General features: G+C 71.7%; 17 protein-coding genes and 1 pseudogene. 11 read left to right on the forward strand and 7 right to left on the reverse strand.

Annotated elements, in window-relative coordinates; all coding sequences use genetic code 11:
- The first annotated feature begins 3 nt into the window (after positions 1 to 3).
- Together AB0J55_RS27700 and AB0J55_RS27705 are read left to right on the forward strand one after the other, a co-directional pair.
- A complete protein-coding gene (locus AB0J55_RS27700) occupies positions 4 to 495 on the forward strand; it encodes a DUF2199 domain-containing protein (protein WP_364254423.1) in 492 nt (163 codons plus the stop codon).
- A 254-nt stretch (positions 496 to 749) separates the two neighbouring features.
- Positions 750 to 3,338: an exo 1,3/1,4-beta-D-glucan glucohydrolase gene (locus tag AB0J55_RS27705; RefSeq protein ID WP_364254797.1), complete on the forward strand. Its 2,589-nt coding sequence runs from the start codon at positions 750 to 752 to the stop codon at positions 3,336 to 3,338.
- Between the two features lie 40 nt (positions 3,339 to 3,378).
- Here AB0J55_RS27705 and AB0J55_RS27710 read toward each other — a convergent pair whose 3' ends face one another.
- A complete protein-coding gene (locus tag AB0J55_RS27710) occupies positions 3,379 to 4,098 on the reverse strand; it encodes a TetR/AcrR family transcriptional regulator (RefSeq protein ID WP_364254426.1) in 720 nt (239 codons plus the stop codon).
- An 88-nt stretch (positions 4,099 to 4,186) separates the two neighbouring features.
- On the opposite strand from AB0J55_RS27710, the gene AB0J55_RS27715 reads away from it, so the two are divergent.
- From AB0J55_RS27715 to AB0J55_RS27730, 4 genes are read left to right on the forward strand one after another with little or no spacing between them, the layout of a single operon-like run.
- Entirely contained in the window at positions 4,187 to 5,722 is a 1,536-nt protein-coding gene (locus AB0J55_RS27715) for an FAD-dependent monooxygenase (RefSeq protein ID WP_364254429.1), read from the forward strand.
- Positions 5,719 to 7,338: a DUF885 domain-containing protein gene (locus tag AB0J55_RS27720; protein ID WP_364254432.1), complete on the forward strand. Its 1,620-nt coding sequence runs from the start codon at positions 5,719 to 5,721 to the stop codon at positions 7,336 to 7,338. Before AB0J55_RS27715 ends, AB0J55_RS27720 begins: the two co-directional genes overlap by 4 nt.
- Positions 7,339 to 7,391: 53 nt before the next feature.
- Complete coding sequence (locus AB0J55_RS27725; protein ID WP_364254434.1) at positions 7,392 to 8,087, forward strand: response regulator transcription factor; 696 nt, start codon at positions 7,392 to 7,394, stop codon at positions 8,085 to 8,087.
- The gene (locus tag AB0J55_RS27730) at positions 8,077 to 9,840 is read left to right on the forward strand and encodes a HAMP domain-containing sensor histidine kinase (RefSeq protein WP_364254437.1); all 1,764 of its coding nucleotides are present in this window, start codon (positions 8,077 to 8,079) and stop codon (positions 9,838 to 9,840) included. The genes AB0J55_RS27725 and AB0J55_RS27730 overlap by 11 nt, the downstream gene beginning before the upstream one ends.
- On the opposite strand, the gene AB0J55_RS27735 is transcribed toward AB0J55_RS27730, so the two are convergent.
- From AB0J55_RS27735 to AB0J55_RS27750, 4 genes and pseudogenes are all read right to left on the reverse strand, one after another.
- Positions 9,819 to 10,970 (reverse strand): 4-hydroxybenzoate 3-monooxygenase, encoded by a 1,152-nt coding sequence (locus AB0J55_RS27735; RefSeq protein ID WP_364254440.1) that lies wholly within the window; start codon positions 10,968 to 10,970, stop codon positions 9,819 to 9,821. The two genes, AB0J55_RS27730 and AB0J55_RS27735, sit on opposite strands and share 22 nt — an antisense overlap.
- A 72-nt stretch (positions 10,971 to 11,042) precedes the next feature.
- On the reverse strand, positions 11,043 to 11,798 hold the full coding sequence (locus AB0J55_RS27740; protein WP_364254443.1) for an IclR family transcriptional regulator: 756 nt from the start codon (positions 11,796 to 11,798) through the stop codon (positions 11,043 to 11,045).
- Positions 11,799 to 11,845: 47 nt separating this feature from the next.
- A pseudogene (locus tag AB0J55_RS27745) lies at positions 11,846 to 13,616 on the reverse strand (glycoside hydrolase family 18 protein).
- 565 nt (positions 13,617 to 14,181) lie between these two features.
- Positions 14,182 to 14,988, reverse strand: a complete 807-nt coding sequence (locus tag AB0J55_RS27750) for an AAA family ATPase (RefSeq protein WP_364254446.1) — start codon at positions 14,986 to 14,988, stop codon at positions 14,182 to 14,184.
- Between AB0J55_RS27750 and AB0J55_RS27755 the strand changes: the two genes are divergently transcribed.
- Entirely contained in the window at positions 14,987 to 15,409 is a 423-nt protein-coding gene (locus AB0J55_RS27755) for a hypothetical protein (protein WP_364254449.1), read from the forward strand. The genes AB0J55_RS27750 and AB0J55_RS27755 overlap by 2 nt on opposite strands.
- Here the strand turns inward: AB0J55_RS27755 and AB0J55_RS27760 are convergent.
- Complete coding sequence (locus AB0J55_RS27760) at positions 15,387 to 17,300, reverse strand: serine/threonine-protein kinase (protein WP_364254452.1); 1,914 nt, start codon at positions 17,298 to 17,300, stop codon at positions 15,387 to 15,389. The genes AB0J55_RS27755 and AB0J55_RS27760 overlap by 23 nt on opposite strands.
- A complete protein-coding gene (locus tag AB0J55_RS27765; protein WP_364254455.1) occupies positions 17,297 to 18,085 on the reverse strand; it encodes a hypothetical protein in 789 nt (262 codons plus the stop codon). Before AB0J55_RS27765 ends, AB0J55_RS27760 begins: the two co-directional genes overlap by 4 nt.
- A 275-nt stretch (positions 18,086 to 18,360) precedes the next feature.
- Here AB0J55_RS27765 and AB0J55_RS27770 point away from each other — a divergent pair, with 275 nt between their 5' ends.
- The 4 genes from AB0J55_RS27770 (at position 18,361) to AB0J55_RS27785 (ending at position 22,595) form a co-directional block, all read left to right on the forward strand.
- Positions 18,361 to 19,053 (forward strand): hypothetical protein, encoded by a 693-nt coding sequence (locus AB0J55_RS27770; protein WP_364254458.1) that lies wholly within the window; start codon positions 18,361 to 18,363, stop codon positions 19,051 to 19,053.
- Between the two features lie 78 nt (positions 19,054 to 19,131).
- Complete coding sequence (locus AB0J55_RS27775; RefSeq protein ID WP_364254461.1) at positions 19,132 to 19,908, forward strand: metalloregulator ArsR/SmtB family transcription factor; 777 nt, start codon at positions 19,132 to 19,134, stop codon at positions 19,906 to 19,908.
- 169 nt (positions 19,909 to 20,077) lie between these two features.
- Positions 20,078 to 21,280 carry an EfeM/EfeO family lipoprotein gene (locus tag AB0J55_RS27780; RefSeq protein ID WP_364254800.1) on the forward strand — a complete coding sequence of 401 codons (1,203 nt, stop codon included), beginning with the start codon at positions 20,078 to 20,080 and terminating at the stop codon, positions 21,278 to 21,280.
- A gap of 121 nt (positions 21,281 to 21,401) precedes the next feature.
- Complete coding sequence (locus AB0J55_RS27785; protein ID WP_364254464.1) at positions 21,402 to 22,595, forward strand: Dyp-type peroxidase; 1,194 nt, start codon at positions 21,402 to 21,404, stop codon at positions 22,593 to 22,595.
- Positions 22,596 to 22,603: the final 8 nt, after the last annotated feature.

Consider the following 22,603-nt stretch of genomic DNA (forward strand, 5'->3'; position numbering starts at 1 on the left):
GCCATGACCGACCCCGGCTACACCTGCACCTGCTGCGGCGAGCACCACGCCGAACTGCCGTTCGCCTACGGCGCCCCCGCCCCGGCCTTCTGGCAGGGCACCGACGGCGACGTCCTCGAAGAGGAACGCTGCGTCATCGGCGGTCAGCACTACTTCCTCCGCGGCCGCGTGGTCCTCCCCGTGCTCGACGCCGAGGACGACTTCGAATGGGGCGTCTGGGTTTCGGTCAGCAAGGAGAACTTCTTCCGCGCCGAAGACCGCTGGGACAGCCCGGACCGCGTCACCGAACCGCCGTACTTCGGGTGGCTCTCCACCGAGCTGCCCGGCTACGAGCCCGGCACCCTCAACCTCAAGACCAACCTGCACACGCGGCCGCCGGGCGAACGGCCGCTCATCGAGCTCGAACCGACCGAGCACCCCCTCGCCGTCGAGCAACGCGGCGGGATCACGCTCGTCCGCGTCCAGGCCATCGCCGAACTGCTCCGGCACCCCTGACCCGACGGGCAAAACCCTTGCCCGCAAGCACCCTTGCCGCAGGTCGGCGCAGCAGCTAGACAGGAGACTCGGTGGCCCGCTCGCCGGACGACTCTTATTTTATGTCGAGAAATAACTACCCCGAAACCTATTGACGCCGCCCCCGCGCCGCGGTGAGGATCGGCCGGTCCGCCGTTCATCGCAGAATGGACCAGACCATGGCCAGAAGATCCCGCGCGTGGTCCCGTGCGCGCCGAAGTTCGCTCGTCACGCTGATGAGCCTCAGCCTGCTGGGGGCCGCAGCACAGGCCATCCCCGCGCAAGCGGAAGTGCCCCAGCCCGTCATCGGGCAGCCCGCCAAGGACAAGGACGGCTGCGCCAAGATCGAGAAGACCCTGCCGACCCTCGCGGACTGGCCGAAGGTCGACAGCCGGTTCAAGGGCAAGGCCGACGACGAGGCGCGCATCGCCAAGATCCTCGCGGGCATGACCCTCGAGGAAAAGGTCGGGCAGATGACGCAGCCCGAGATCACCTCGATCACCCCCGACGAGGTCAAGCAGTACGCCATCGGCTCCGTCCTCAACGGCGGCGGCGCGTGGCCCGGCGGCAACAAGCACGCCACCCAGCAGGACTGGCTGAACCTCGCCGACGCCTACTGGAACGCCTCGACGACCAGCCGCACGAAGATCCCCGTCATCTGGGGCATCGACGCCGTGCACGGCAACAACAACGTCTACGGCGCCACCGTCTTCCCGCACAACATCGGCCTCGGCGCCGCGCACGACCCGTGCCTGGTCCGCGACGTCGCCGGCGCCACCGCGCGGCAGATCCGCGCCACCGGCCAGGACTGGGCCTTCTCGCCCACCCTCGCCGTCGTCCAGGACGACCGCTGGGGCCGCACCTACGAGGGCTTCTCCGAGGACCCGCGCATCACGCGTTCCTACGGCTTCGAGGCCATCAACGGTCTCCAGGACGGCGCCACCAAGCGCATCGGCTACAACGGCGTCATCGCCACCGCCAAACACTTCATCGGCGACGGCGGCACGATCAAGGGCCAGGACCAGGGCGTCAACCCGTCCTCCGAGGCCGACATGATCAACATCCACGGCCAGGGCTACTACGGCGCGCTGGCCGCCGGCACCCAGACCGTCATGGTGTCGTTCAACAGCTGGACCAACGCCGACCTCGGCATCAACGAGGGCAAGCTGCACGGCAGCGACAAGGCGCTGAACCAGATCCTCAAGGGCAAGATGGGCTTCGACGGCCTGGTCGTGTCCGACTGGAACGGCATCGGCCAGGTCACCGGCTGCACGAACTCCTCGTGCCCGCAGGCGATCAACGCCGGCATCGACATCGTGATGGTGCCCGCCGACTGGAAGGCGTTCATCACCAACACCGTCGCCCAGGTGCAAAACGGCCAGATCCCGATGTCGCGCATCGACGACGCCGTCACCCGCATCCTGCGCGTCAAGCTGCGTGACGGCCTGTTCGAGTCGCAGAAGCCGTCCGACCGCTCCTACGCGAACTCCGACGAGGCGCTGAAGGACAACTGGCTGGCCCGTGACGCCGTCCGCGAGTCGCAGACGCTGCTGAAGAACAACGGCAACGTGCTGCCGCTGAAGCCGTCCTCGAAGGTCCTGGTCGTCGGCAAGAGCGCCGACAGCATCCAGAACCAGACCGGCGGCTGGACGCTCAGCTGGCAGGGCACCGGCAACACGAACGCCGACTTCCCCAACGCCACCTCGATCCTGGCCGGCATCAAGCAGGACCTGGGCGACGCGAACGTCACCTTCGACGCCACCGGCACCGTCGACCCGAAGGGCTTCGACGCGGTCATCGCGGTCATCGGCGAGACGCCGTACGCCGAGGGCGTCGGCGACCTGACCCGCAAGACCCTCGAGGCGTCGAAGCTGTACCCCGAGGACCTGGCCGTGCTGGACAAGGTCAGCGGCAAGGGCACCCCGGTCGTCACCGTGTACGTCGGCGGCCGCCCGCTGTACATGAACAAGGAGATCAACCGCTCGGACGCGTTCGTGGCGGCCTGGCTGCCGGGCACCGAGGGCGGCGGCGTCGCGGACATGCTGGTCAAGGGCAAGGACGGGAACGGTTACCAGGGCACGCTGAGCTACTCGTGGCCGAAGAGCGCGTGCCAGTCGCCGCTCAACCCGTGGTCGCCGGACTACGACCCGCTGTTCAAGCTCGGCTACGGCCTCAAGACCGGGCAGCGCGCCACGGTCGGCGTGCTGGACGAGACGCCCGGCCCGGCGTCGTGCGGCTCGACCGGTGGCGGCGGGACCGCGACCGAGGACCTGTCGATCTACGACCGCACCGACGTCCCGCCGTACACGAGCCAGATCGGCTCGGCGGAGAACTGGGGCGGCACGGTGATCGGCCCGGACGGCACGGCATCGCACAGCGAGATCAACGTGGTCCCGACGGACGTCAACGTCCAGGGCGACGGCCTCAAGGCGACGTGGACAGGCGCGGGCGCGGCCCAGCTGTACATGCAGAACACGGCGGGCACGAACGACCTGCGCGGCTACCTCAACGCGGACGCGGCGCTGGAGTTCGACACGATCGTCCAGCAGGCACCGGCCAACCGGACGGTGATCAGCATGCACTGCGTGTACCCGTGCTTCAGCGAGGTGAACGCGACGAAGCTGTTCACCGACCTGGCGGGCGGCGCGAAGACGACGGTGAAGATCCCGGTGTCGTGCTTCAACAACGGGCTGGACTTCGAGCACATCAACACGCCGTTCCTGGTGTACACGGACGGGAAGTTCCAGGCGTCGTTCGCGAACGTGCGCTGGGTGCCTGGCGCGGCGAAGGATCCTGACGCGAGACCCTGTTCCAGCTTGACCTGACGGCGACCGGGCCGGGAGCGCACGACGCTCCCGGCCCGGTTCAGTTCCGCGGCAGGTGCGCGGCAAGCCCGTCCAGCACCCGCTCCAGCCCCGCCTCGAACAGCCGGTCCTGCCGGTCGGCGGCGTGCGGGGTCTCCGCCTCGATCATCACCCGCGTCAGCCGCGGGTACCGGCCGCTGCCCATGATCGACGGGCCGTACTCGCCCTGTTGTTCCATCCATTGCTCGTGGGTCAGCCCGGAGCGGCGGGCCGCCTCCTGGTCGCCCAGTTCGCCCAGTACGTGGCCGAGCACGAACGCCGACAGCGTGCCGAGGGCGGCCAGCATCTCGTCGGTGTCCAGGTCCAGGCCGTCGAACGCCGACAGGGTCAGCTCCGTCCACCACAGGCTGTTCGGGCCGTGGTTGGCGCGGCCGGACGTCAGCGACGGCAGCCACGGGTGCCGCAGCGCCGTCTCGCGCAGCAGGAACGCGATCGCGCGCAGGCCGGGGCGCCAGCCCGCCGGCAGTGCCGTGCCGCGCAGCTCCCCCATCACCTCGTCGCCCATCAGTTCCAGCACGTCGTCCTTTTTGGACACATACCGGTAGAGCGACGTCGTGCCGGTGCCGAGTTCGGCGGCGATGCGCCGCATCGACACCGCGTCGATCCCCTCCGCGTCGGCGATCCGGACGGCGGCGGCCGCGACGTCGCGCCGGCTGTGGGTGGGCTTCGGGCCGCGGGTCCCGTGTTCGGGGCGCATCCAGATCACCGGATGGTCCTGCACCGGCACCTCCTCGAATATTGCGAACACTGTACCCAGTTCGCTAGCCTGGCCAATACCAGGAACATCGTTGCCGGGTTTTGGGGGAGCAATGGACTACGACGTGGTGGTGGCGGGAGCCGGCCCGGTCGGCCTGATGCTGGCCGGCGAACTGCGGCTGGGCGGCGCCCGGGTGCTGGTGCTCGAACGCGAGACGGACCCGCCGCCGTCCCGGTTCGGGTCCATGGGCGCCCGCGGGGTCAACGCGCCTTCGGTGCACGCACTGCACCTGCGCGGCCTGCTGCCCGCCGTCGAAAAGACCGCCCTCAGGTGGCTCGGGGCCTTGCCCGAGGCGCCCCCGGGCGAGCCGCGGGAAGTCTTCGTCGGCCAATTCGCCGGGATCGGCATCCGCGCCGACCGGCTCAAGCCGCCGGCTCCCGGCGAGGAGTTCCTCGGCGCGGGAGTGGTCAGCCAGGGCGACCTGGAAGCGGTCCTCGCGGAACGGGCGACGGCGCTGGGCGCGGAAATCCGCCGGGGAACCGCCCTCACCGGGCTCGACGCGGGCGCCGACGGAGTCGACGTCCACATCGAACCGGAGACCGTCCGCGCCGCCTGGCTGGTGGGCGCGGACGGCGGGCGCAGCACCGTGCGCGGGCTGGCCGGCTTCGACTTCCCCGGCGTCGACCCGGTCTTCACCGGCCGCCAGGCCGTCGTCGACCTCGCCGACGCGCACAAGCTCACCGCGGGCGGCTGGCAGGGCGGCGAAAACGGCGCCTACACGCTGGGCGGGTGGGCCGACGGTGACGGGCCGCCGCGGGTGCACACCGTCGAGTACGTCAGCCCGCCCGCGGACCGGGACGCGCCGGTCACGGCGGAGGAGATGCAGGCCAGCCTTCGCCGGGTCAGCGGCACCGACGTGACGGTCACCCACGTGCACGTCGCCACCCGCTACGCCGACACGACCCGGCAGGCCACCCGGTACCGGCGGGGCCGGGTGCTGCTCTGCGGGGACGCCGCGCACGTGCACTCGCCCGCGGGCGGCCAGGGCATGAACCTCGGCCTCGGCGACGCGGTCAACCTCGGCTGGAAGCTCGCGCTCGTGGCCCGGGGCGCGGCGCCGGACGCGCTGCTCGACAGCTACGAAGCCGAGCGGCACCCGATCGGCGCGTGGGTGCAGAAGTGGAGCATGGCGCAGACCGCACTGAGCATGGCACGGGGACCGCGCGCCGACGCGCTGCGCGAAGTGGTGGCGGACCTGCTGGACACCCCGGACGGCGCCACCCACGTCGTGTCGATGATCGGCGGCCAGTGGCAGCACTACGACCTGCCCGGCGACCACCCGCTGATCGGCAGGCGCGTCCCGGACCTGCCCCTGACCGACGGCACCACCCTCGCCGGCCACTTCCGCACCGGCCGCGCCGTCCTGCTGGACACGGGCACGGGCGCCGCGGCGGTGGCCGGGGCGTGGAGCGACCGCGTCACGACGGTCACCGCGCGGCCGGTCGCCTACCCGGACCAGCCGATGGCGGCGCTGATCCGCCCCGACGGCCACGTCGCGTGGCTCACGCTGGCCGAGGACCACGACGGCCTTCGCGCGGCCCTGACGACGTGGCTGGGCCCCGCCCGCGCCGACAGAATGGACGGATGACCTCCCTCGCCGACGAGTTCCTGGACGTCCTGGCCGCCTGGTCACCTCTCGAAGCGACCTTCAACGGCATCGCCGGCCACGACGCCGAACTGCCGGACCCGAGCGAAGCCGGCCACGAGCGCCTGCACGCCAGGGCGGCCGGAATCCTGGCGCGGGCACGTGCCTCGGCCGATCCGGACCGCGTCACGCTCGGCGTCGTCGTCCAGCAGGCCGAGGCCCTGCTCACGGAGATGGACGCCCGGCTCGTGGAGTTCACCCTCGCCGCCCCGCTGGCCGCGGCGGCGATTTCACACCTGGCCTTCCTGCCGCAGCTCGACCTCGCCGGCGACCAGGCCGAGGAGGACTTCCTGGCCCGGCTCGCCGCGTTCCCGGCGTTCCTGGCCGCGCTGACCGGACGCCAGCGCGCGGGCTTGCGCGCCGGCCGGGTTCCGGTGGACCGCATGGCGCACAAGGCGGTCGCCTACCTCGACCGGTTCCTCACCCAGGAGACGCCGTTCCGGCAGCCGCTGACCGCCGGCCGCGGCGCGCGCCGGGACGCCTTGGTCGCCGAAGCGGTCCGGCCCGCGGTGGCCCGCTACCGCGAGTTCGTCGCGACCGAGCTCGCCGGGCACGGCCGGTCCGACGACGAGCCGGGCCTGGTCCGGCTCGAGGACGGCGGGGCGCACTACGCCGCTTTGGCGCGGATGCACACGACCACCGAGCACACCCCGGAGGAGCTGCACCAGCTGGGTCTTGACGCGCTCGCCGGGCTGGAGGCCGAGTACGCCGAGCTGGGCGGCCGGGTGTTCGGGCTGACCGACCCGGCCGAAGTCCGCCGCCGGCTGCGCACCGACGAGAGCCTCCGCTGGCGCGACGCCGAGGAGATGCTGGAGACCGCGCGCGCCGCCGTCGCCCGCGCGACCGCCGCGGCACCGGGCTGGTTCCCCGACGTCCCGGCGGCCGGATGCGTCGTGAAGGCCGTCCCGGCCGCCGAAGCACCGGTCGCGGTGGCGGCGTACTACATGCCGGCCGCCGGCTCGCGGCCCGGCACGTACTTCACCAACACGCACGAGGTGCACACGCGCGACCGGTTCATCGCCGAGACGGTGGCCTTCCACGAAGCCGTGCCGGGCCACCACTTCGCGGAGTCGGTGGCGCAGAGCCTGACTTCCCTGCCGCAGCTGCGCCGGGTCGCCCAGATCACGGCGTTCAGCGAGGGCTGGGCGCTCTACACCGAACGGCTCGCCGACGAGATGGGCCTGTTCTCCGGCGACCTGATGCGGCTCGGGATGGTGGCCGAGGACTCGGTCCGCGCGGCCCGGCTGGTGGTCGACACCGGCCTGCACGCCCTGGGCTGGACGCGGCCGCAGTGCGTCGCCTTCCTGCGCACGCACACGGTGCTGAGCGAGGTCGAAGTGCAGGCCGAAACGGACCGGTACATCGAGCAGCCCGGCCAGGCCCTGGCCTACCTGACCGGGCGGCTGGAGATCCAGCGGCTGCGCCGGTTCGCCGAGGCCCGGCTCGGCGACGCCTTCGACATCAGGGCGTTCCACGGGGTCGTGCTGGGCGGCGGGCAGCTGCCGCTGAAGGTGCTGGCCGGCGTCGTCCGGAGCTGGGCGGCGGTCCCCCAGGTGTGAAGATCCGGTCAGGATCGGGTGACCGCCGTGTCAGGACGCCTAACCTCGGTGCCGTGTGTGCACGTGTGCTGGTCGCCGAGGACGACGAGAAGCAGGCCGAAGTCCTCCGGCTCTACCTCGAAAGCGAAGGCCACTCCGTGGTCCTCGCCCCGGACGGGCGGGCGGCCCTCGACGCTGCTCGCCGCGAGCGGCCCGACCTGCTGGTCCTCGACGTCATGATGCCGAACGTCGACGGCCTCGACGTCTGCCGGATCCTGCGGCAGGAGTCCGACGTCGCGGTGCTGATGCTCACCGCCCGCGCCACCGAGGACGACCTGCTGCTCGGCCTCGACCTCGGCGCGGACGACTACCTGACCAAGCCCTACAGCCCGCGCGAGCTGATGGCGCGGGTCCGGACGCTGCTCAGGCGCACCGCCGGCCGGCGTGAACCGCCGGACACCGCGTTGCACGCGGGCGAGCTGCGGCTCGACCCGGTGCGGCACGAGGTGTCGGTCGGCGGCCGCCCGGTCGAGACCACCCCGGGCGAGTTCCAGCTGCTGGAGACGCTGATCCGGCAGCCGGGCCGGGTGTTCACGCGCCGGCAGCTGCTGGAGCTGACCCGCGGCGACGACCGGTTCGTCAGCACCCGGATCATCGACGTCCACGTGCTCAACCTGCGCAAGAAGCTCGAACCGGATCCGCAGAAGCCGGTCTACCTGCGGACCGTGTTCGGCGTCGGGTACAAGCTCACCCCCGAAGATGGCGCGTAGCTTCCCGCGGCGTCGCAGCCTGGTCGTCCGGCTCACCGCCGTCTCGCTGCTCATCGCGCTCGCCTCCATCGCCGCGACCGCGTGGCTCGCCGTGCAGACCACCACCCGGGCGATCCAGCAGGAGCAGGGCCAGGCGCTCTCCGGCGACGCCACCATCTACACCGAGCTGCTCGGCTTCGCCGCGGTGAACCACACCTGGGACCAGGTCGGCCCCCGGCTGCGGGCGCTGTCGGAGCAGACCGGCCGCCGGATCGTGCTGACCACCGTCGACCGCCGCGTCCTGGGCGACTCCGGCGGCGCGCCGGTCACCCTGCCGGTCAAGGCGACCGCGTCGGTCGACCCGCTGCACGTGGACCCGGTGCTGCTGCCCGAGGCCGGGACCAGCGGCATCGACCCGCGCGCGGCCGGCCCGTTCAAGCTGCCGCCGTCCGAACGCGAGGAGCTCACCGCGCTGGCCGCGAAGGCCGCCGCCTGCCTCGCCTCGGTCGGGCTGCCCAGCCAGGTGCGCGACTCGCCGAGCGGGCGGCCGCAGCTCACCGGGCTCGACCCGCTGTCCGCCCGCTACTTCGCGGGCAAGTGCGCGCTGTACGAGCTGGCCGAGGCGACGGAAACCGAGCAGGCCGCGTTGACCAGCCTCAACGACGCCGTCAACCGCTGCCTGCAGAGCCAGGGCGGCGAACAGGTGAAGCTCGGCCTCGACCTGGAGGTCCTCGGCGTCCCCGACCAGCGGCCCACCCAGGCCTGCCTCGACTCGGCGCGCCGCGAGCAGCTGACGCCGTACGTCGCGCCGCCCGCGTTGCTGTTCACGCTCGGCCCGGGCGGGTCGCAGCTGCCGACGTTCACGCTGTCCCGGGAGAACCTGACCCGGATCCTCGCGGTGACCGGCGGGGTGCTGGTGCTGGCCGTCGCGCTGACCGTACTGGTCGCGACCCGGCTTTCGCGGCCGCTGCGGGCGCTGACCGAGGCGGCGGAGCAGGACCGCCCGGCGCCGGTGAAGTCCCGGGACGAGGTCGGCTACCTCGCCGCCGCGTTCAACGACCTCACCGCCCGGCGGGAACGCATCGAGGAGCAGCGCAAGGCGATGGTCAGCGACATCGCGCACGAGCTGCGCAACCCGCTCAACGTCATCCGCGGCCGGCTGGAGGCCGCCGAAGACGGGCACCTGCCGTTCGACCGCGCCCTGACCGCGTCGCTGCTCGAGGAGACCGTACTGCTGCAGCACATCGTCGACGACCTGCAGGACCTCGCCGCCGCCGACGCCGGGCAGCTGCGGCTGCACCCCGAGCCGCTCGACGCGGCCGAGCTGGCCCACCACGTCGCCGCGGCGCACGCCGACCGGGCCGCCGCGGCCGGCGTCACGCTGACCGTCTCGGCCGACGGCGGGACCGCGGTGCACGCCGACCCGGTCCGGCTCCGGCAGGTGGTCGGCAACCTGGTGACGAACGCGGTCCGGCACACCCCGCCCGGCGGCCGGGTGACGATCCGCGTTTCGTCCACTGTGGACGTCGTGACGCTCGCCGTGGCCGACACCGGCACCGGCATCGCGGCGGCGGACCTGCCCCACGTGTTCGACCGGTTCTGGCGGGCCGAGAAGTCCCGCAGCCGCCAGACCGGCGGCAGCGGGCTCGGCCTCGCCATCGTGCGCCACCTGGTGCAGGCCCACGGCGGCACGGTGACGGTCGAGTCCGAAGTGGATACCGGCTCGACGTTCACCGTCCGGCTTCCCGTGCACTACAACGGCAAGCCCGCGTAGTTCTCCGCCAGCTCCTTCGCCGCGGCTTCCGACGTCACCGTGCGCCGCAGCTGGGACAGCTGCAGCTGGGCGTCAAAGTCGTCGCCGTGGCGGTGCAGCATCGACGTCATCCACCACGAGAAGTGCGTGCAGCGCCAGACCCGCCGCAACGCCGTCTCCGAATACGCGTCCACGAGCCGGTCGTCCCCGCGCAGCGCCGCCGTCAGGGCGCGGGCCAGCAGCGAGACGTCCGCCACGGCCAGGTTCAGGCCCTTCGCCCCGGTCGGCGGCACGATGTGCGCGGCATCGCCGGCGAGGTAGAGGTTCCCGTGCCGCATCGGGGTCGCGACGAAGCTGCGCATCGGCAGCACGCTCTTCTCCGTGATCGGTCCGGTCTCCAGCGTCCAGCCGGGAACGCCGAGCCGCATCGAAAGCGCCGTCCAGATCCGGTCGTCGCTCCACCGCGCGATGTCCTCGTCCGGCGCCACCTGCAGGTAGAACCGGCTGACCCGCGGGGAGCGCATGCTGTGCATCGCGAACCCGTCCGGGTGCCAGGCGTAGATCAGCTCGTCCGTCGACGGCGCGACGTCGGCCAGCACCCCCAGCCACGCGAACGGGTAGGCCCGTTCCCAGACCTGCGGCGCGGGGATCGACGCGCGGGTCGGCCCGTGGAAGCCGTCGCAGCCGACGACGACGTCCGCGTCGATCCGCCGCGCCTTGCCGTCACTGTCCACAAAGGTCACCGACGGCTTTCCGGTGACGTCGTGCAGGGTGACGTCGGTGGCCGAGTAGTACGCCGGCCGGCCCGCCTTTTCCCGCGCCGCCATCAGGTCCTTGGTGACTTCGGTCTGGCCGTAGACCGTCACCGACCGGCCGATCAGGCCGGCGAAGTCGACATGGTGCCGGTGCTCCGGCCACTGGAGGTGGATGCCGCGGTGCTCCATGCCTTCGACGTCGAGCCGGGCGCCGAGACCGGCGTCCCGCAGGAGTTCCACCGTGCCCGCTTCGAGGATGCCGGCGCGGATGCGCGCCTGGACGTACTCCGCGGTCTGGCGTTCGAGCAGCACCGAGTCGATGCCTTCGAGACCGAGCAGGTGGGACAGCAGCAGCCCGGCCGGGCCGGCGCCGACGATGACGACCTGGGTACGCACTGGCGAACGTCCTTTCCCGAAGAGAGCCCGAGCATGGAACGGCCACCCCGCCCGCCACCACAGCATTCTCGTTCAGTGAGAGGAATTTCCCATCGCCCGCGAGATCCCGCGCGCCGCGGCCCGCAGGGCGGGGATCTGCATCCGCGCGTTCCGGTCGTTGGGCACGATCACCGACAGCGCCGCGACGACGTCGCCGTCCGGTCCCCGCAGCGGGACGGCGATGCCGGTGGTCTCCTCGTCGATGAAGCCCGCGCAGAAGGCGTACCCGGTGCGCCGGACGTCGGCGAGGAACCGCCGCAGCCGCGCCGGCTCGGTCAGCGTCGTGCGGCGGAACGCTTCCAGGGGGCCGGCCAGCACCTGTTCCTGCAGTTCGGCGGGGGCGTGGGCGAGCAGCACCAGCCCGGACGACGACGCGTGCAGCGGCAGCCGCCCGGCCACGCGCGTCACGTTGACGACCGCGCCGGGCGCCGAGAGCCGCTCGACGAACAGCACCTCGCGGTCCTCCAGCACGGCGAGCTGGGTGTGGTGCCCGACGACGGCGTGCAGGTCCTCCATGAACGGCAGCGCCGCCTCGCGCAGCCCGAGCGTCGGCGACGCGCGGGAGGCGAGTTCCCAGAGCCGGACGCCCACGCGGATCCGCCGGTCGGGGTCGCGCCGCAGCCAGCCGTGCCCGACCAGCTCTTCGACCAGCCGGGACGCGGTCGCGACGTGCAGGCCGGCCCGCCGTGCGATGTCGGTGACGCGCAGGGCGGGGGTGTCCGGCCCGAACGTCTCGAAGATGCGGACGACGCGGCTCAGCACGGATTCGCCCTGCGCCGGCTTGACCACGTCGGACAGTGTGCCCCAGACGAGCCGCGGGGCACACCGCCCGGCGTTCACGGCAGGGCGTTCAGGAACGGCTCGTGGCTGTTCTGGAACCCCCAGTTGTAGTACTTGTCCCAGTTGATCGACCAGGTCATCAGCCCGCGGAGGGCGGGCGAGGTGCCGCCGCGCAGCGTGTACGAGCCGCAGCCACTGCCCTTGACCAGGCAGTTCACCGCGGTCTGGACGTCGGAGGGCGAGGTGTAGCCGTTGCCGGCGCTGACGGCGGCGGGCAGGCCGATCGCGATCTGGTCCGGGCGCAGGCCGGGGAAGAACTGGCCGGTGTTGGCCACGCTGAAGCCGGCCTTGAGCATGTCGGTCATCGCGATGTGGAAGTCGGCTCCGCCCATGTTGTGGTACTGGTTGTCGAGGCCCATGACGGGGCCGGAGTTGTAGTCCTGGACGTGCAGCAGGGTGAGCGAGTCCCGCAGGGCGTGGATGACGGGCAGGTAGGCACCGGTCCGCGCGTCCCCGGCGCTGGTGCCGCCGTAGAACTGGTAGCCGACCTGCACGAAGAAGGTCTCGGGCGCCATGGTGAGCACGAACCCGGAGCCGTACTTGGCCTTGAGCGCCTTGAGCGCGGAGATCAGGTTGACGACGACGGGCGTGGTCGGATTGCGGAAGTCGCTGTCCCCGGCGTTGAGCGACAGCGAGTGCCCCTCGAAGTCGACGTCGAGGCCATTCAGGCCGTATTTGTCGATGATGGCGGAGACGGAGCTGACGAACTTGTCCCGCGCAGCGGCGGTGGTCAGCTGCACCTGACCGTTCTGCCCGCCGATGGAGATGAGGACCTTCTTGCCTTGGGCCTGCTTGGCCTTGATGGCCGCGACGAAGTCGGCGTCGCTCTCGACGTTCGGGCATTCACTGACGGGGCACCGGGTGAACCGGATGTCCCCGGAGGTGACGGAGGTGGGTTCCCCGAAGGCCAGATCGATGATGTCCCAGGCGGCGGGCACATCGGCCATCCGCACATAGCCGGAGCCGTTGGCGAAGCTGGCGTGCAGGTACCCGACGAGGGCGTGCTTCGGCAGCCCGGTATCGACACACCCGCTGGTACTGGCGCTGACGGCGGCAGTCTTCGCCGACTCACCGGCCCCGTTGTAGGCGGCGACGGAGTAACTGTGGGTGGTGCAGGAGGCCAGCCCGCCGACGGTGGCACTCGTTCCAGTGACGGTGGCCACGACGGCGGAGCCTTCGTAGACGCGGTACCCGGCGACGGTACCGGCGGCGGCGCCCCAGCTCAGGGCAATGGAGCTGGCGGTGACGGCCGTGGTCTGCGGGTTACCCGGAGTCCCGGGGGCACCGGGGGTGTTGCCACCGGGCCCATCGAGAACGACGTCGTCGGCGTAGTAGGTCCCGGCGCCGTACCAGCCGTGCAGGTAGAGCTGGGCGGAGGTTTGCGTGGCGGCGGTGGTGAAGGTGAGCTGCAGCTGGTTGTAGGCACCGGCGTTGCCGGACCAGGTGGAGGGTCCCCCGGCGATCCCGAGGTAGACGGGATTCCCGCGCACCCAGGCGGAGACGGAGTAGGTGGTGTTCGGCTGAACGGAGACGGTCTGCGAGCACTGTGCGTAGTCAGCACCCACGGGGGTACCGGCCAGGGCATAGCCGCCAGAGTGAACGGGGAGAGCTGACGGCGACGGCGTTGGCACAGGCCCAGCCGGAGAGCGACCCGGCTTCGAAGCCGGGGTTGGCAAGAAGGTTGGCGGCCCCGGCCGGGCCGACGACAAGGGCAGAGAGCGCAAGCACGAACGCGGCGAGGGTCGCAGGGAGTCGGAAACGCCTCATCGGGTCCTCCAGTCCGGGGAGAGACCCTGATTGTCTGGACCAATGTGTAAATTGTCCAGACCAAAAGGTAGGGGTTCGGCGCCGGTGGCCGGCTTGATGCCGCATCGCTGGGGCCGCTTGGGGAACGATGGGCGGCTGGGGAGGTGCGGCGCAGCCCGCCACGGGCCGGCCGCCAGGGTCAACCGGCCAGGGCCAACGCCACGGGCGAACCGCCGGCGGCAGCCACCACGAGTTGACCGCAACCAGTTAGGCGCCCAGAGCAAGCCGCCGCGGTCCAGCGGACCGCAGGGGCCAACCGCCCCGTTCCAAACGCCACCGTCCCCCCCACCCCAAGCAAGCCGCAAGGGGCCAGCGCAAACGGACCAACGACGTCCGACCAGCCCTCCCCGCAACCCGATACGCAGCCGCCTCAGCGGCCGTCACGCCGGGTCAAGGCACGCTTTCCCGCCTTGACGCGGCGTGACGGCCGTTGAACAATCGAGCGTTCGGGTCGGCGGAAGAACAGAACCAGAACAACACAAGTTCACCGCCCCCAAAAACCTCCCAAGCAGCAACCCCCGCCAGCTCAACACCCCACAAACCGCACCCGCCCAGCCCCACCCCGATCAACAACCACCACACTGCACCACCCCACCGGAACCCGCCCAGCCAGCAAATCCCCCCGCCACTTCCCCACCCGCCGAACATGCCGGGCAAAAGCCCGAGCCCGAACCACCCGCCCCCGGCTCACCTGCCCAGCCAACGCCACCTCAGCCGGCACATCAAGAAACAACAACCGCACCGCCCGCCCACTGACCACCCCAACCAAGGCAAGCAGAACCCGAGTCGAAGCCCGCGTAGCCGGCTCATGAACCACAACCGGCCCCTCGCAACCCATCGCACGACCAACGATCCGCAACCGATGCCACGCATGCACCAAAGGCCGATAAAACCGATACGGCAACGGAACCACCCCCAGCCGCTCTCGAACCTGCTCGGAATCCAGCACCACCACCCCACCAGCAGCCCGGCGCAACATGGTCGTCTTACCGGCCCCCGGCAGCCCCGCCACCACAAGCAGATCCCGCGGCCCAAGCTCGACTACAAGGGGCTCACTCATACCGGCCCAACGTCCCGCCAAAGGTAATGGTTCCTTTACCCTAAGATCACGCAAAGTGACGGCCAGCCACCCGTGAGCCGAACACCACCCACCCGGGCCCAGCATCGTCACACCCCGTGCCCCACCTCCCCCGAGATCCGGGAAACCCCTGCACACCAAGGCATCCGATACCGGAACCGCATCGGGTGAAGATCGGCGCGACCCCTTCCCCACGCCCGGGAAATCCTTATCTTCGGAAGGTGACTCTCGGCTAGAACAGGGGAAACTCGTCATGACCCAGTCGCTGGAACTCCCGGTCCAGGAATTCTGCCTCGAATGGACGCTCACGGACGGCGAAGGCGCGCGGGTCGGCGTCACCCTCTCGGGACAGGTGGCCCTGCTGGACAACAACCGGTTCTACAAGATCGACGGGGTCGTCTACGTCACCGAGGGCGACGCGGACATCCGCGCGGTCGGCAACCCGCGGCTTTCCGTGCGCCGCAACGGCGTCGAGAAGAGCGGGCGGCAGTGGGGCTGGGAAATGTGCTCGGCCCGCAAGAGCCTCGGCGCGCTGAACACGATGGAGGGCTACTTCGTCCGCACCGGCTACTGGGCGCCCGCCGACCGCGCGATCCAGCTGAGCCTGTGCGCCGAACACGGGTGGAACCGGCGCAAGAGCTACAGCCCGCACGTCACCGTCCGGATGGTCGACTGACCACTGTGGACGCCCGCCGCCGCGCGGCCGCGACGACCAGCCCGGCCGCGACGGCGCCCGCCACGGCGCACCCGGCCCCGAACCCGGGCGACGGTTCGTGCACGCGCAGCACGGAAACGCACAGCCACACGGCGGCACCGAAGAGCACGCCCAGCACGGGGCCGCCGACGGCCGCGCCCCGCCAGCGGTGGCCGTTGCGGATCGTCCGCAGCCCCGACTCGAGGTAGGCGAGGGCGAACAACGCGAGGATGAGGCTGCCCGCGCCCATCGCGCTGGCGAGCGGATGCTGGCTGGTGACCAGGGTGAACGTCTGCGTGGCCGAGCCGGTTCGTACCTCAGCGGTGACGGCGCCCCCGACGATCCACCGCGCGATCCCCGGCAGGGTGAGTTCGGCGGTGAAGCCGTTGCCGCCGGGCTTGGCCTCGGCGGCCGCGGACCCGAGCGGAATCCCGGCGGCGGAGAGGTCGAGGGCAACGCGCCCGGGATTGCCGGGCCCGGTGAGGACGAGCGGCTTGCTGAGATCGACCTCGACGGGGGTGGCCACGGAGGCCCCGCCGAGGTTCAGCGAAGCGGGCGCATCGTGCGGCAGCCGGGCGGGGTTCAGCAGCGCGAGCACGATGAGAACGATCGCGGCCGCCGCGGCCGCCAGCCGCAGCCACACGACGACGGCTTGGGACGCCGCGGACTCGGCATCGCCGACGGGCCACCCGGAACCAGCCACCGCGCCGCCCGGCCCGCTACCGCCGGGCCACCCGGAACCGCCCGGTCCACCCGGCCGCCCGGCGCCGGCCGCATCCACACCCAGCCCCGCGCCGGCATCGCCACCGGGCAACCCGGCGCCCGCCGAGCCGGAACCAGCCGCACCCGGGCCCGCGCCGGCCGCGGCCCATCCCGGATCCGCCACCTCCGCGGGAGATCCCACCAGCGTGGCTCCCGGCCGGGCCACCGGTCGCGTCCGGGCCTCCCCAGGCGGCGCGGGCGCCGTCGCCGAATTCAACCCCGCGATCACCCTCGGCGTCAGGTGCAGCACCGGCACCCCCGACCGCTCCAGCCACCCCGGCCCGTACGCCGCCGTCGCCGCCGCGGCCAGGTCCGCCGCGAACGACTCCGCCTCCCGGTAGCGCGCGTCCAGCTCGCGGGCCAGGCTGCGCATCACCACCCCGGCGATCGGCGCCGGCACGCCCGCGATCGGGCGGGGGTCGGTGAACATGTGCTGGCGCATCATGCTGATCGCGCCGCGGGTGTTGTCGAACGGGAGCTGACCCGACAGCAGCTCGTACAGCACCGTGCCCGCCGCGTACACGTCCGCCGCCGGGCTCAGCGCGTTGCCCATCGCCTGCTCCGGGGCGATGTACGCCGGCGTGCCCAGGATCTCGCCACCGTGCGTCACCAGAGTCGCGCCCTCGCTGATCACCCTGGCGATGCCGAAGTCGGCCACCTTCACCACGCCCTGCGTGCTGAACAGCAGGTTCCGCGGCTTGACGTCGAGGTGCAGCACCCCCGCCCGGTGCGCCGCGTGCAGCCCGGCCAGCATCGCCAGCCCGATCGCGCACGCCTGCTCGCCGCTGACGCCGCCGCCGTGGAAGCGGCTGTGCACCGTGCCGCCGTCGAGGCGCTCCATCACCAGCAGGTGCTCGCGGCCGGTGCGGACGTAGTCGTACACCGGGACGATGTGCGGGTGGTCCAGGCTGGCGAGCACCCGCGCCTCGCGGTCGAAGAGCTCGCTGCTCGCCGCGTGGTTGAGCACGTCCCACGGCAGCTGCTTGATCGCGACGCTGCGCCCCAGCGTCCGGTGCACGCCGGCGAACACGACCCCCATGCCGCCTTCGCCGATCGACGCCCCGATCTCGTACTGCGGCAGGGCGGCGACCAGCTCGGCCGGTGCGCTCATCGGGTGAATTCCTGCGTGGACGGCAGCGGCAGCCGGACCGTGGTGTCACTCTCCGCGACCGCCGGCGGCGCCGGGTGCGGGGTCAGGTAGCCGAGCAGGAACGCGATCGCCGCGGCGCCGAGCACCACCGGGATCTCGACCGCCGGCTCGGGCGGGACCAGCCGCAGCACCGACAGGCTGATCACCGCGACCAGGCCGGTGCCGAACCCGGCGGGCAGGAACCGCAGGCCACGCCGCCAGCGGTTGGGCGCCAGCCGGTGCCGGGCCAGCGCGAGCAGCGCGGTCAGCCAGGCCAGCACCGTCAGCACCAGCATCGCCAGGCCGAAGACGCCGTACACCGACCAGAAGGAGCCCCGGACGTCGGCGACCGTCGCCGCTTCGCCGAGCGTGGCGCGCTGGGCGTCGAGCAGCTCGACCGACGAAGGCAGCAGCCCGGTCGCCTGGCCGCTCAGGTCACCGAGGTCGAGCACGAACGTCCGCGACACCGACCCGCGGGCCGGCACCTCGAAGGGCGCGGTCGTGTCGTAGGCGAAGAAGGTCAGAGCGAGCGCGACGCCCGAGAGCCGGACGCTGCGGACCTTCACCGGCGCGGTGCCGGTGTTGGTCGCCACGACCTGCAGCTCGACCTGGTTCGCCGGATCGACCGGGACCGTGGCGTCCTCGATCGGCCGCCCGTCGATCGACACCTGCAGCTGGAGCGAACCGGACTCCGCCGAGGCGGGTGGGGCGCCCAGCAGCACCGCGCACAAACCCAACGCAACCCCCGCCGCGATGACACGTCCCATTGGGCATCCCCTACTTGCGTTATCCGACTGGTCCGGAATGCTACAGCGAGCACACACCGGGGAGGGACGTCCCAATGCGATTCGTGGTTCGGCTGTTTTTCGGCGCCGTGGCCGGAACGTTGCTTCTGCTCGCGGCCGCGGGCACGGCCGACGCACAATACACATCGTCGGTTGGTTTGAAACCGTCGAGTGGTCCGGCCGGGAGTTCCTTCACCATTTCCTGGAATTTCTACCCGTGCAAGGGGCCGGTCACCTTTTCCTGGAACGGCACGCCGATGTGGTCGGCGAACGCGACCCTCACGCAGACCAGCGGCACGGTCGCGGCCACCGTGCCCGGCGGCGCCCAGCCCGGCACCTACCCCGTCACCGGCACCTGCACCAACGCCCGGACCGGCGGGCCGCTCAGCGCGGGCAGCCGCTTCACGGTCACCGGCACCCCCACCACCACGCCCCCGCCGCCGGTGACCACCACCACCCCGCCGCGGCCGGTCACCACCCGGCCGACCCGGCCGGGCACCACCACGACGCCGACCACGCCGGCCACCACCACCCCGCCGACCACGACGAGCGCGCCGCCGACCACGACCACCCCGGTCACGCCCGGCGTCCCCACGACGTCCAGCACCACGCCGAAGCCCGGCGAACTGGTGCTCGACCGCCCGAGCATCAAGCCCGGCGAGACGCTTTCGGCGTCCGGGAAGGGCTGCCTGCCGGGCCGGATGGTGACGCTGATGTCGGACGGCGCCGAGGTCGGCTCCGCCTTCACCGACGGCTCCGGCGCCTTCACCGCGCCGGTCGAGTTCACCCGGATCGAGGCCGGGCGGCACACCGTCGTCGCCGAGTGCGGCGTGCGGCTGACCGGCGCCGTCGACCAGGTGATCACCCGGTCGTCCGGGGGCCAGACCGGCACGCTGGTCGTCCTCGTCTTCTTCGTTCTCGCCGGCGTCACGGTGATCCGCTTCCGGTGACCCGCGGTTGACATGCAGCCGTCCGGCTGCCTATCGTAAAAAGGCAGCCGGACGGCTGCATGTCTGCGGAGAGGCGCGATGGACGAGGTGTTCAAGGCGCTGGCCGATCCCAGCCGCCGCCGGCTGCTGGACGTGCTCAACGAGCGCAACGGCCAGACCCTGCGCGAGCTGTGCGCGGGGCTGGCCATGGCGCGCCAGTCGGTGAGCAAGCACCTGGGCGTGCTCGAAGCGGCCGGACTGGTCACGACGACGTGGCGCGGCCGGGAGAAGCTGCACTACCTCGACGCCGCGCCGATCAACGCGATCACCGAGCGCTGGATGACCCGGTACGACCGGCGGCGGGCCGGCGCGCTGGCCGACCTGAAACGAGCTTTGGAGTCCGCACCGATGAACGAATTCGCCTACACGACCTACATCAACACGACGCCGGAAAAGCTCTGGCAAGCGCTTACCGACCCGGCGTTCACGCGCCAGTACTGGGGCGTTTCCTTCGAAACGGACTGGCAACCGGGCTCGCCGATGACCTGGACCGAGAACGGCGCGAAAACGGAAGACCCCGGGCAGGTCGTCCTGGAATCGGACCCCTACCGCAGGCTGTCGTACACCTGGCACACTTTCACGGCGGAGTGGGCGAACGGAAACGGCATCGACGCCGAAACGCTGGCGAAACTGCAGCGGGAAAGCCGGACGAAAGTGACATTCACCCTTGAACCGCAGGGCGAAATGGTGAAGCTGACGGTGCTGCACGACGGTTTCGACGACGGCAGCACGACGCTGGAGATGTGCAGCCAGGGCTGGCCCGCGCTGCTGTCCAGCCTGAAGACGCTGCTCGAGACCGGCGTCCCGCTGCCGTGACCTGGCCAAACCGGTCGAACGTCCCGAACGAGACAGATCTGGCACACCAGATACGTCTGAATTCTCCCTCTTTCGTGTTCGGCCGGCTGAAGTCCGGGTGAACTTCCCTCTTTCGATCGGATCCGGTGCGGTTTTCCGGGCGATAGGCTCGCATAATCCGTGACCGATGATGGTCCGATCGAGTGACGGGAGAGTGCGCGTGCCGGGGTCAGTACGTGCTTGCTGGATCGCGGGGGCGGTGGTGCTGCTCGCGGCCGGGGCGGGCGCCGTCGTGGTGCTCCTGCCGGACAGCGCGGCCGCCGGCGATCCCGAGATCGCGGTCTCGCGCTCGGCGTGCGGCACCGGCTGGGCGGACCCGAAGCCGGGGCCGCAGACGTTCCGCCTGCACAACACCGGCTCGGTGACCGCCGAGGTCGACCTGATCGACCCGGCGACCGGGGTGATCTACGGCGAGGTCGAGGGCCTCGGCCCGGCGACGACCCGGCCGTTGCAGGTCAACCTGGGCAACGGCAGCTACGCGTTCCGCTGCCTGCCCGAGGACGCGGCGGCGATCGTCGGCCCCGCCGTGCAGGTCACCGGCGGCGCCGACCGGACCGGCCCCGGTGTCGCGCCGGTGACCCACGACGACCTGCTCGGCCCGCTCAAGGCGTACCAGCAGCACGTCACGACGGGCCTGGCCGAGCTGGTCGCGAACACCGGCGCGCTGAAGAACACGGTCCACGGCGGCGACCGCGCGGCGAGCCAGGCGGCCTGGCTGACGGCCCACCTGACCTACGAGCGGCTCGGGGCGGCGTACGACGCGTTCGGCGACTCCGACGGCGCCCTCAACGGAACGGCCGACGGCCTCCCCGGCGGCGCGGCCGACCCGGGTTTCACCGGCTTCCACCGCCTGGAGCAGGGCCTTTGGCACGGCGAGGACCTGGGCGCGCTCGCCGCGGTCGCCGACGAGCTCGACACCGGCGCCCGCGCGCTGCAGACGTCCTTCGGCACCAGCCAGGTCGACGGCAACGACCTGGGCCTGCGCGCGCACGAGATCATGGAGAACACGCTGCAGTTCGAACTGACGGCCCGCACCGACTACGGCAGCGGCACGAACCTGGCCACGGCCCGCGCCAACCTCGACGGCACCCGAGCGGTGCTGGAAGTGCTGCGGCCGCTGCTGGCCCCGAGGTACCCCGCTCTGTCCAAGGTGGACAGCTGGCTGAACCGCACGCAGTCCGCTTTGGACGCCGCGCACCGCCCGGACGGGACGTGGGTCCGGCCGGCCGAGCTGAGCCGCCCGGAGCGGCAGAAGCTGAACGCGGACGTGAGCGAGCTGACGGAACTGCTGGCCCCGATCGCGGCGATCGCCGAGCCGAGGAGGACCTCGTGACGGTCCCACCTCGCCCCGCCTCGCACGCTTCAAGCCCGGCTCCCCGAATCCGCTCGCCTCGCGGGCACCGGGCCGGCGCTCGCCCCGCCCACCGCGACCGCACCCAGCCGAGGAGGACCTCGTGACCGGCCTCCCCCGCCGTTCCTTCCTCCGTCGCGCCGCCATGGGCGCCGGCCTCACCGTGGCCGCCGGGGCCGGGCTCGGTGCCTCTTCCGCCGTCACCGACAGCACCTCGCCCGTTCCCTTCCACGGCCGGCACCAGGCCGCCATCCTGCGCAAACCCCCCACCCAGACCATCGTCGCCTCCTTCGACTCCGTCGCCGCCTCCAAGGCCGAACTCACCGAGCTCTTCCGCGCGATCACCGACCGGGCGCGCTTCCTCACCGGCGGTGGGGCGCCCGCCTCGCTCGGGATCACCGCACCGCCCGCCGACTCCGGTGTCCTCGGGCCGGTGGTGCCCGGCGGGGACCTCGGGATCATCCTCGGGGTCGGGGCCAGCCTGTTCGACGACCGGTACGGGCTCGCGAAACTCAAGCCCGCCAAGCTGAAGCCGATGACGACGTTCCCGGACGACGCCCTCGATCCCGCCCAGTGCCACGGCGACCTCAGCCTCGTCCTGTCCGCGAACTCCACCGACACCGTGCTGCACGCCCTGCGGGACATCGCCCGCGCCACCCGCGGCGGCATGCAGCTGCGCTGGAAGCTCAACGGCTTCAGCTCGCCGCCGCGTCCCGACGGGACCCCGCGGAACCTGATGGGCTTCAAAGACGGCACCTCGAACCCGTCCGAGTCCGAACTGGACAGTCTGGTGTGGACGGCCGGTGAACCCGCGTGGACGGACGGCGGGAGCTACCAGGTCATCCGGCTGATCCGGATGCTGGTGGAGTTCTGGGACCGCGTCTCGCTGGCCGAACAGGAGAACATGTTCGGCCGCCGCCGGGACACCGGCGCGCCGCTCGACGGCACCGCGGAGACCGACGTCCCGCGCTACGCCGACGATCCCATCGGCACCGTCATCCCGCTGACCAGCCACATCCGGAAGGCCAACCCGCGCACGCCGGAGACCGACGCCAGCCGGATCCTGCGCCGCGCGGTCAACTACGACCGCGGCGTCGACAGCAACGGCAACCTGGACATGGGCCTGCTCTTCGTGTGCTACCAGCAGGACCTCGAGCGCCAGTTCGAGGCGGTCCAGACGCGGCTGGCCGGCGAACCCCTGACCGACTACATCTCCCCGTTCGGCGGCGGCTACTTCTTCGCGCTGCCGGGCGTCACCGGCCCGGACGACCACTTCGGGCGCTCCCTGCTCGCGTGAGCGAACCC

The organism is Amycolatopsis sp. NPDC049688 (assembly GCF_040674975.1).
Taxonomy (GTDB): Bacteria; Actinomycetota; Actinomycetes; order Mycobacteriales; family Pseudonocardiaceae; genus Amycolatopsis.